8 protein-coding genes are annotated in these 8,972 nt (G+C 53.9%); 1 reads left to right on the top strand and 7 read right to left on the bottom strand.

Annotated features, from left to right (window positions below; translation table 11 throughout):
- On the top strand, nucleotides 1-178 hold a 178-nt coding region (locus P0N66_RS12585; protein WP_431190052.1), incomplete at its 5' end, for a TSUP family transporter.
- Between the two features lie 107 nt (nucleotides 179-285).
- On the opposite strand, the gene P0N66_RS12580 is transcribed toward P0N66_RS12585, so the two are convergent.
- The 7 genes from P0N66_RS12580 to P0N66_RS12550 form a co-directional block, all read right to left on the bottom strand.
- Complete coding sequence (locus P0N66_RS12580) at nucleotides 286-705, bottom strand: type II toxin-antitoxin system VapC family toxin (RefSeq protein WP_275805959.1); 420 nt, start codon at nucleotides 703-705, stop codon at nucleotides 286-288.
- Nucleotides 702-956 (bottom strand): type II toxin-antitoxin system Phd/YefM family antitoxin, encoded by a 255-nt coding sequence (locus tag P0N66_RS12575; protein WP_275805957.1) that lies wholly within the window; start codon nucleotides 954-956, stop codon nucleotides 702-704. Before P0N66_RS12575 ends, P0N66_RS12580 begins: the two co-directional genes overlap by 4 nt.
- A 411-nt stretch (nucleotides 957-1,367) precedes the next feature.
- Nucleotides 1,368-3,752, bottom strand: a complete 2,385-nt coding sequence (gene hsdR, locus P0N66_RS12570; RefSeq protein ID WP_275805955.1) for an EcoAI/FtnUII family type I restriction enzme subunit R — start codon at nucleotides 3,750-3,752, stop codon at nucleotides 1,368-1,370.
- Nucleotides 3,749-4,999 carry a restriction endonuclease subunit S gene (locus P0N66_RS12565; protein WP_275805953.1) on the bottom strand — a complete coding sequence of 417 codons (1,251 nt, stop codon included), beginning with the start codon at nucleotides 4,997-4,999 and terminating at the stop codon, nucleotides 3,749-3,751. The genes hsdR and P0N66_RS12565 overlap by 4 nt, the downstream gene beginning before the upstream one ends.
- Before the next feature lie 2 nt (nucleotides 5,000-5,001).
- Nucleotides 5,002-6,471, bottom strand: a complete 1,470-nt coding sequence (locus P0N66_RS12560; protein ID WP_275805950.1) for a class I SAM-dependent DNA methyltransferase — start codon at nucleotides 6,469-6,471, stop codon at nucleotides 5,002-5,004.
- Between the two features lie 130 nt (nucleotides 6,472-6,601).
- Nucleotides 6,602-7,690 carry a DUF8606 domain-containing protein gene (locus tag P0N66_RS12555; RefSeq protein WP_275805948.1) on the bottom strand — a complete coding sequence of 363 codons (1,089 nt, stop codon included), beginning with the start codon at nucleotides 7,688-7,690 and terminating at the stop codon, nucleotides 6,602-6,604.
- 116 nt (nucleotides 7,691-7,806) lie between these two features.
- Nucleotides 7,807-8,972: ATP-dependent nuclease (locus tag P0N66_RS12550; RefSeq protein ID WP_275805946.1), on the bottom strand; the 1,166-nt coding region annotated here is incomplete at its 5' end.

Here is an 8,972-nt window from a genome sequence, read left to right as displayed (position 1 = left end):
ACTGCCCGAATACTCTTGGGGTTTTATCTACCTGCCGGCCCTGGTGGGCATCGTCGCCGCCAGCGTGCTCACCGCCCCCCTGGGAGTCCGCCTGGCCCACAGCCTGCCGGTGGACAAGCTGAAGCGGATCTTCGCCTTATTGCTGCTCATCGTCGCCACCCGCATGCTGTTTATGTAGCGGCAACGGCGACATGTGCACCCAATACGCAAGCCGAGGCAAATTATAGTGCCCTGCCCGGCAACCCCGCGTCAGGGCGCAGGCCGCATCGCATTGTTGGTATGTAACTACTCCCACGGGTTTAGCAGGGCAACCCCGCTAACTTCCATATCTGTCGTGTTTATGGTTACAACCGTCAGGTCGTAAGCAATACCTGTAGCGGCAATTTGCCCATCGATTGCGGGCAGGGCTTTGCCTGATATTTCCGAATGGGCTTGGATTTGCCCCCAAACAGCCGCCGTTTGAAGATCGAAATTAATAATTCTGTTTTTGAATCGTTCTTGCAGGGCTGAATTTACCCAGTGGTGAAGTTTGTCTCTCTTTTTGCTTTTGGGTAATTTTTCGACTCCTTTGTGGATTTCTCCGATAGTTAAAACACTGATAAACAGGTTGGTTTCTGCAATTTCTGAAACCCATTTGACGACTTTGGGGCTGGGAGATTTTTTAATGAGTTCTGAAATTACACAGGTGTCCAGCAGGTAATTCATAACTCAATATCCCTCGGCGTTTCCTTGCTTCTGGTTAGGCTTAGCTCCTCTTTAGCGAGAGGAGATGTCTGAAAAAATTTAACCAAGTTTGTTTTGGGCTTGATTAATTTTAGATATTCGTCGATTGAGAGCACCACGACGGCATCTTTGCCGTGTTTGGTCACGACCTGCGGACCATGGTGTTGAGCCTTATCAACCAGATTGCTGAATTTATTTTTAGCATCTTGAAGTTGCCAATGGTTTTCTATCATAGCGACACCTTTGCTTTGGTTATTCTGTCCAGTCTGTCTAGACTATATGCCCTGGATATATTGGTGTCAATTTGTTTTTTTTGCGAAGGCAAGCGCTAAGGCCTGCTATCCCCAAGAAGGGCGGCCACTTCAACCGTAAACCTGGCAGATGCTCAGCGACCGCAGAAGACCCCGCGTCAGAGCGCTGGCCGCACCGCCGCCCGCTCCTCAACAGGAAGAGACTCCGCATCACGTATGATTTCAACTGTGCTTGGCATGGTTCACCTCACGCTTGTTTATAAAAGCACCGTACCATGGTTGCTTATCCTCCGCCAAATCTTAATCGCGGCAGTCTGCAAGGCCCTGGGTGTGCAACTGACGGTAGAGCAAAGGCACTGATAAATGGGCCTTTAATTCACTGACTGTCATCGTTCAGTACAAATGCTGCTGAAACCCCACGAATACTTCGCGGATCTTGCCGGCATGGCCGAGTTCACTCACTGCATCGCCCATGCTGTGGTACTTTAGCTCGATCAGCCGGGGTAGTTTGTCCATGTCCAGTTCGCCGACGCCGCGCTGGATATAGTGATCTAGCACAAAACCTAAAAATTCCTGTTGCCGGTAATCGTAACGGGAGAAAATTATTTCCTTGTGGGCATCAACCCGTTCGGCGCGGCTCACCGGCGGGCGATGGTAGGCAATATAGGCCAGCACGTCGTAGAGGTCGCTGTTTTCGGCCTCGATCATTTTGCCGATTTCACGTAGCTGCACAACACCGTAGCCTTTTTCCTCCAGGCCGTTTAGCAGACCCTTGCGGGTGTCCGGGCGGCTCCACAGCTCGCGCAGCTCCTCTTCGTTTTTGAACAACTGGGGCAGGTCGCCGTAGAGCCGCTGCACAAATTCGGCGGCGGAGATCGGTCTGCCGTCGGGGCTCCAGAAGGTGGTCGCGCTTATGTGCTGGAGGGTGCGTTCCTTGCCGTCGGCAAGTTTCACCTTCACCCGGCGTTGCTTGTCGCAAACACAGGGGCGTTCACCGCACTCGGTGCATTCTTCGGGCGGTTCTTTGGGGCACTCACAGGGGCTCTTGCCGCAAACCTTGCAGGACCGGGGCGGATCAATGACGCAGGTACAGGGCACGTTGCCGCAATGCGGGCAGGGGTCCAAGGGCGGCTCGCCGTCCCATTCCTTGTCGTTGAAGTGCTCGTAGGCCTTCACGAAGTCGTGGATGGTGAAGTAGTCCTTGCCGTCGAACAGGCGGGTGCCGCGGCCGATGATCTGCTTGAACTCGATCATGGAGTTGATCGGCCGCATCAGCACGATGTGGCGCACGTTGCGCGCATCCACGCCGGTGGAGAGCTTCTGTGAAGTCGTCAGGATGGTCGGGATGGTTTTCTCGTTGTCCTGGAAGACCCGCAACCACCGTTCGCCCTCGGTGCCGTCGTTGGCGGTGACCCGCACGCAGTAGTGCGGATCTGTGTTGGTTTTCATCTGGTTGATCAGGTCGCGCACCGCCAGGGCATGCTCCTGGGTGGCGCAGAACACCAGGGTCTTCTCGCGCGGGTCGATGCTTTCCATGAACAGCCGGACGCGGTACTGCTCGCGCTCGCGGATCTCGATGACCCGGTTGAAGTCCTCCTCGGTGTAGCGCCGGCCTTCCTCGATCTCGCCCTCGATCACCTGGTCGTCCGAGGTGAAGACGTAATCATCCAGGGTAGTGGCGATCTGGCGCACCTTGAACGGGGTCAGATAACCGTCGTTGATGCCCTCCTTGAGGGAATAGATATACACCGGGTCACCGAAGTAGGCATAGGTGTCGGTGTTGTGGGTGCGTTTGGGGGTGGCGGTCAGGCCGAGCTGTACGGCCGGGCTAAAGTGATCCATGATCTGGCGCCAGTTGCTCTCGTCGTTGGCCCCGCCCCGGTGGCACTCGTCGATGACGATGAAATCGAAAAAGTCCTCCGGGTAATCGTAGAAGTTGTATTGCGGGTTGCCCTCGGCATCGCGCCCGGTCATGAAGGTCTGGAAAATGGTGAAGAAAATGCTGCCGTTCTTCGGCACCCGGCCCTTCTTGCGGATGGTCACCGGGTCGATGCGCACCAGCGCATCATCGGGGAAGGCGGAAAAGTCGTTGAAGGCCTGACTGGCGAGGATGTTGCGGTCGGCCAAAAAGAGGATGCGCGGCCGGCGCCCCGACTTGCCGCTCTCCCGCACCGCCAGGCTCCAGCGGGCATGGAACAGCTTCCAGGCGATCTGAAAGGCGATGGCCGTCTTGCCGGTGCCGGTGGCCAGGGTGAGCAGAATGCGGTCGCGGCCTTCGGCGATGGCCTCCAGGGCGTTGTTGATGGCGTTGTGCTGGTAATAACGCGGCTGCCAGAAGCCGCCCTTGTCCTCGAACGGCACCGCACCGAAGCGCTCGCGCCAAATATTTCGTTCGGCAAAGGTGGCGTCCCAAAGATCCGCCGGCGTGGGGTAGGCGTCCACATAGCCTTCATCGCCGGTGTGCATATCCACCCGGTAGATGCCGACCCCGTTGGTGGATAAGGCGTAACGGGCCTGCAGCCGCTCGGCATAGCGCTTGGCCTGGCCGAGCCCTTCGGTATCCGGCAAACTACGTTTCTTGGCCTCGATCACCGCCAGCTTCTGGCCGCGATAGATCAGCACATAATCGGCAATGTCCTGCTTGCCGCGCCGGCCCCCGCCGAGCAGCCGCCCCGGCGCGATCACCTCGCGCCGCACCCGGCTGCCATCCACCACACCCCAGCCGGCCTCCTTCAGGGCCGGGTCGATAAGTTCGGCGCGGGTTTCGGCTTCGTTCATGCTGCTGCCTCCTCAACTTCCTTTTCCGCCTCTGCGGTCAGTTCGCCGGAGAAGGCTTTTTGCAGAAGAGAATGCTTTAGTTCGGCGAGGGCGGTGAGTTTTTGTGTATAAATATCTTCAAGACGATAGATTTCATCTGCGAGAGAACCTATGCTCTCCACGAGCAAAGACTGATCGTGGATGGGCGGTAGCGGAATTTTCAAAAATCTGAAGAAGGTCAAACTCAAGTTGGCTCGTGCGTTATCAACTTCATTTTCATGTAGTAACCTCCTAAAGAAAGGGGAGTTGAGCAAATAGCACAAGTAATGGTTATTGAGTAAATCTGGATTGCAACGAAGCAAGCAGACAGCTTGGTTTATATTAGCAAGCTCATCTCTATCAAAAACTGCCGTTCGGCCGATTGAAGCACCTACAATATTAGTTAGTACGTCTCCATTTTTTAAGATCGATTTTGAATCCTTTTTGTTGAAATCTTCCTCAACGTACTTAATTTTCTTAAAGATCATCTTATAGTGACCTACGTTCTCACTTGTGACAAAAAGCACTCCAGGTTTCTCCACATAAGAAATACCCTGCCACTTCGGGGAGGAGCCCTTTGTTGTTTTTAAGCAAACTTCTTCAAGCGTCATTTCAGAATATAGCTTGCGGTAGTTCAAAAAAGTAGTGTTCAGATAACTATCGAACAATTCCCGGGCGTTGGCAAGGTTCTTTTCGGTATTGGTGGTGGCAGTTTCAATCCCCGCGAAGGCCTCGTCGAGAATGGCAACGAGGCGTTTTTGTTCTTCAAGTGGTGGAAAACTAACTGGAATTACTTTCAACTTTGCCTTATTGAGGGTCATTCCTTTTAGCTTTACATCATTTTGAGCTGCTTTTACCCAGTCAAAAAAATGGAGAAAGTATAATAGATAGTTCCTCGAAAGTTTTGCTTCATCCAAGATTGTAAGCGCGGCTATCGCCTCATTGGTATAAAGGTCTCGGCCTGCAAAAGCTAACCGGCCAAGTGTGAGCTTAAAACTTACTAACAGTGTTCCTTTTTTTACGAGTTTGCATAATTCAGCACCCTTATCAGATAAATACTCTTTGCTGTCAAAAATAAAGCCATCTTCTGCATCCAAAAGATCTGCGATTGACAGCCATACATTACTTGTCGTTCTCCCCTCGTCCCAATAAGATGCGGTTGAGCGAGCCGGTGTCTTTCCCAACTGTATATCGCAAAGCTCCCCAAGTTTTCTTGTCTGCCAATTCATTGTCAAAGCATCCCCCGAATCCCTTCCAAAATCTCCTCGCTCTCCTTGTCCAGCGTCTCGATCTCGTTGATGATCACTTCGGGATCGCGCAGGGGATCTTCCTCGGCCTTGTTGGGGTTCTTCGCCGACAAATCCCAGGTCACCTTGTCCACATCCTCGATATTCACCGTCCAGGACTCGTCGGAGTCGGCAAAGCTGGCCTGCAGTTCGATAAACTCCTTCAGGTCGTTGTCGTTGAGCGGGTTGGTCTTGCCCAGGCTGCGGCCGGGGTCGAGGTGGTAGTACCAGATCTTTTGTGTCGGCGCGCCCTTCTCGAAGAACAGCACCACGGTTTTTACCCCGGCGCCGAGGAAGGTGCCGCCGGGGCAGTCGAGGATGGTGTGCAGGTTGCAGTTCTCCAGCAGCTCCTTGCGCAGGGCGCGGGAGGCGTTGTCGGAGTTGGAGAGGAAGGTGTTCTTGATGACGATGGCCGCCCGGCCGCCGGCCTTGAGGTACTTGATGAAGTGCTGCAGGAAGAGGAAGGCCGTCTCGCCGGTCTTGATGGGGAAGTTCTGCTGGATCTCCTTGCGCTCCTTGCCGCCGAAGGGCGGGTTGGCGAGGATGACGTCGAAGCGGTCCTTCTCTTGGATGTCGCTGAGGTTCTCGGTCAGGCTGTTGGTGTGCTGGATGTTGGGTGTCTCGATGCCGTGCAGGATCATGTTCATGATCCCGATGACATAGGGCAGGCTCTTCTTCTCCTTGGCGTAGAAGGTTCGGGTCTGCAGGGTCTCCAGATCCTTGGTGGAGAGATTGCTGCCTTTGCCATCCGGTCCGTAGCGCAGGTAGTCGTGGGCCTCGCACAAAAAGCCGGCGGAACCGGCGGCGCCATCGTAGATGCGCTCGCCGATCTTGGGCTTGATGCCCCGGATCATGGCGCGAATAAGCGGACGCGGGGTGTAATACTCTCCACCGTTGCGCCCGGCGTTGCCCATGTTGCGGATCTTGGCCTCGTACAGATGGGAGAGTTCGTGCTTCTCCTTCTGCGAGCGGAAGCTCAGGGTGTCGATCAGTTCCAGCGCGTCGCGCAGGCTGTAACCGCTCTGGAAGCGGTTGCGGATCTCGCTGAAAATCTCGCCGATCTTGTATTCGATGGTATCCGGCCCGGAGGCGCGCTCGCGGAACCCCTGCAGATAGGGGAATAGCTTGCCGTTGACGAACAGGATCAGATCGTCGCCCGTCAGGGCGCTGTCGTGGTCGAACGAGCCGTCGGCCTTCTTCGGCGCCGCCCACTTCGACCAGCGGAAATCCTCGTCGATGATGAACGCGTACGACTTGCCCACCAGCTCGGCCTCCTGGGCACGCTCGTACTCCAGGTCATCCAAATACTTGAGGAATAGCATCCAGGAGGTCTGCTCGGTGTAATCGAGCTCCGTGGAGCAGCCTTGCTCTTTCCAGAGCACGTCATCTATGTTGCGGAAGGTTTGTTCGAACATTATGGTTTGTGTGATCGCCTTTATGATTATCCGGCTACGCCGGGATTGGGTGGTGTTGGGTTAACGTCCGCGTTCAGGCGTGGCTTGCACGCGCAGCGGGCCAGACGACACCCGCAACGCGATGTTGATTTCACTCCCCGAACGCCTCCTTCACGAACAGAAGAGTCTGCTGGTTTCTGAGTTTGCAGACAACGTTCTGATTTGCGAAAACACCCGAAAAGGTTTTCGCTTCATTTTTTGTAAACGCCTTGATCCATCGTATTCCCACGGCCCATTCTGCTAGTTCTTCATCATCGCGATTTGCGTCGGCCTCAGGGGCGGTTAGCCCCGCCTCCAAGAGAGGTATGCCGGATTCTTCTACGATGAAGTCGCGGACCATAACGGCGGGCGAGATGACTTCTCCGAAACCTACATACCCGATGCCCTTCATGTACGCGTAGATCTTGTCTCCAACACTGAGGCGCTTCAATGCGGAGGAATACCTGACTCCTTGGCCAGCTCCAATATAGCCAAATTTGACGTTGTCTTGCCAGTTTCGTGTTGGGCCTTCTCCAACGTTGACAAACCAGTATCCTGTCCATTCCCGATGGTCCTGCGCACCTGCCCGTTGCTTTTTCTCCTTCTTCTCGATGTAGTCCTTCGCTTCAGGCAGGGGAATGATTGTCTCTGGGTTAATGAAGAGACTTCCCTGAGCATCAAGGAACGGCGCCAACCTTGTGCATTGAATATCTACGCCAAACTCTCGCAACCATATTACGGCCGAGATTACTTCCGAATTGAACTGGCGGGCCGCGAGAATGATTCTTTGGATTGCGTTAAGTTCTTCGATATCAGCATCGATGAATTCTTCGATGGCCTTTTGGGCCTCCACTTCTGAGATGCCCAAGTACAATGCGACTTGGTTGTAGATTTCCTCTGACAGGAAGTTCCCACAATATGACGCATACTTAATAGCCTGCCATTCTACAGCCTCGCCTGAATCATCGCGCTTCAACTCGATGATAACCAGCGCTGCACGTTTATCAATGGCGAGCAGATCAAGTCGCTTTCCAGAGGCCAAGATGACTTCCTTGCCAATGATCAGGAGCTCTTCTCCAAGAATTTCCGGGGTCCTCTCGATCCATTCTTGAATGTCGAACCGCTCCCGAAGCCCAAGCTCAGAGAAGCCCTTTGGGATCAGCCTTCGGAGCTGCTTTCCTTCAATATCAACGTGGAACATCTACGCCCTCCTTGACATCTACGCTTGAGCTCAGGTGACGTTTGACCCGCCGCCCTTTTTTGCTGCCGCAAAAACGGGCGGCGGGTCAAACGTCACCTGCAGCGACTTGTTCGGCGTCATGGCACACCGCCGACCATAGCGTTTATTTTGGCGGCGAGAGGATTTAAATCTGTGCCATTTCTCTCAATGTGAAGCATGACGTGCTGCGGCTTCCTGTGCTTTTGACGAACGGCAGGAATTCCAAGGAACCCTTCAAGATCAGATACAAAGGTATCAATTCCCAAAGTACATGAGTTGGTTGCAGCCTGAATCGTTGCGTCAACGGCGGCATGCCGACCATTGTCGCCATCGTACAAAACGCAGTGTTTGATTCCAAAGCACTCGAACAACCGCATAAAGCGATGGATGTTGAACTTGCCAATTGTGTCCATGATGAACACACCGCTGCATGAAGGCAGCAACCCTTGATCTCTCATGTAAGACAACAGCGCGGTTTCAGTTGGACCTTCGACCAGCAAAATCTTCTCTGCGAAGAATGCGCCACTCCGCTTACCATCGAGCCAAAGGGCGTACTTAACCGCCTCCATATCCGTGAGCAAATCATCAGGGTCAATCTGCATTCCCGCAGCCTGCCAACCTTGGGCGTCCTGCTGATTATTTGCCAATACAGCCGACAACTGCTGCTCAGAAATTTGGTACGCGGAAGTCTGGCAATCCTCCCTCTGCATTCTGCAAATGGCGGGTATTTCTCTAATACTATGGGTGGCGAACAGCGGGTTGTGGCTCGATAACAGAACCTGAGCCCCAGGCGCAGACGCAAGGGCGCGGAGATCGCCACTAAGAACGCTAATTTGAGTGGGGTGCAAGAAAGCCTCGGGCTCCTCGAAAAGTATCCAAGTCAATTCTGGAACGAAATCTTTCTTTTTTGCCGAAGGCTTTTTGGCGCTGTACTTCGCTGCAATCCGAATCAGCGTGTAGATCAGACTTCTCTGAAATCCTTGCCCATAAGAGCTGATCGGTTGCGTTCTCCCTAGGCCGCCGTCCACGATTTCATGACTGACGAGTCCCTTAATGACCTCATCAACCCCAACCGGATTGATGTTCAGTTTGAAGCCAGCTCCCCAACTGGCAAGCTCGTTAGATATGTCGGTCTCGATTCCCTGTATTGAATGCCCATCGGTTGTTGTCTCTGTTTTGATGGCGCCTTCAAACTGGGAAAATGAGTCGTTTAGCGCTTGGTACGCAGGTGATTGCTCCATCACCTTTGATAGCACTGTATTTA

Source organism: Desulfurivibrio dismutans (genome assembly GCF_029210385.1).
GTDB classification, from domain to species: Bacteria; Desulfobacterota; Desulfobulbia; order Desulfobulbales; family Desulfurivibrionaceae; genus Desulfurivibrio; species Desulfurivibrio dismutans.
Note: the sequence above shows the minus strand (reverse complement) of the source record. Positions and strands in the feature narration are given on the sequence as shown.

What these genes read in the sequence shown, in the direction of transcription:
- P0N66_RS12580 (WP_275805959.1), bottom strand. Translation starts at nt 705, where the DNA reads ATGAATTACCTGCTGGACACCTGTGTAATTTCAGAACTCATTAAAAAA.
- hsdR (WP_275805955.1), bottom strand. Translation starts at nt 3,752, where the DNA reads ATGAACGAAGCCGAAACCCGCGCCGAACTTATCGACCCGGCCCTGAAG.
- P0N66_RS12555 (WP_275805948.1), bottom strand. Translation starts at nt 7,690, where the DNA reads ATGTTCCACGTTGATATTGAAGGAAAGCAGCTCCGAAGGCTGATCCCA.
- P0N66_RS12560 (WP_275805950.1), bottom strand. Translation starts at nt 6,471, where the DNA reads ATGTTCGAACAAACCTTCCGCAACATAGATGACGTGCTCTGGAAAGAG.
- P0N66_RS12565 (WP_275805953.1), bottom strand. Translation starts at nt 4,999, where the DNA reads ATGAATTGGCAGACAAGAAAACTTGGGGAGCTTTGCGATATACAGTTG.
- P0N66_RS12575 (WP_275805957.1), bottom strand. Translation starts at nt 956, where the DNA reads ATGATAGAAAACCATTGGCAACTTCAAGATGCTAAAAATAAATTCAGC.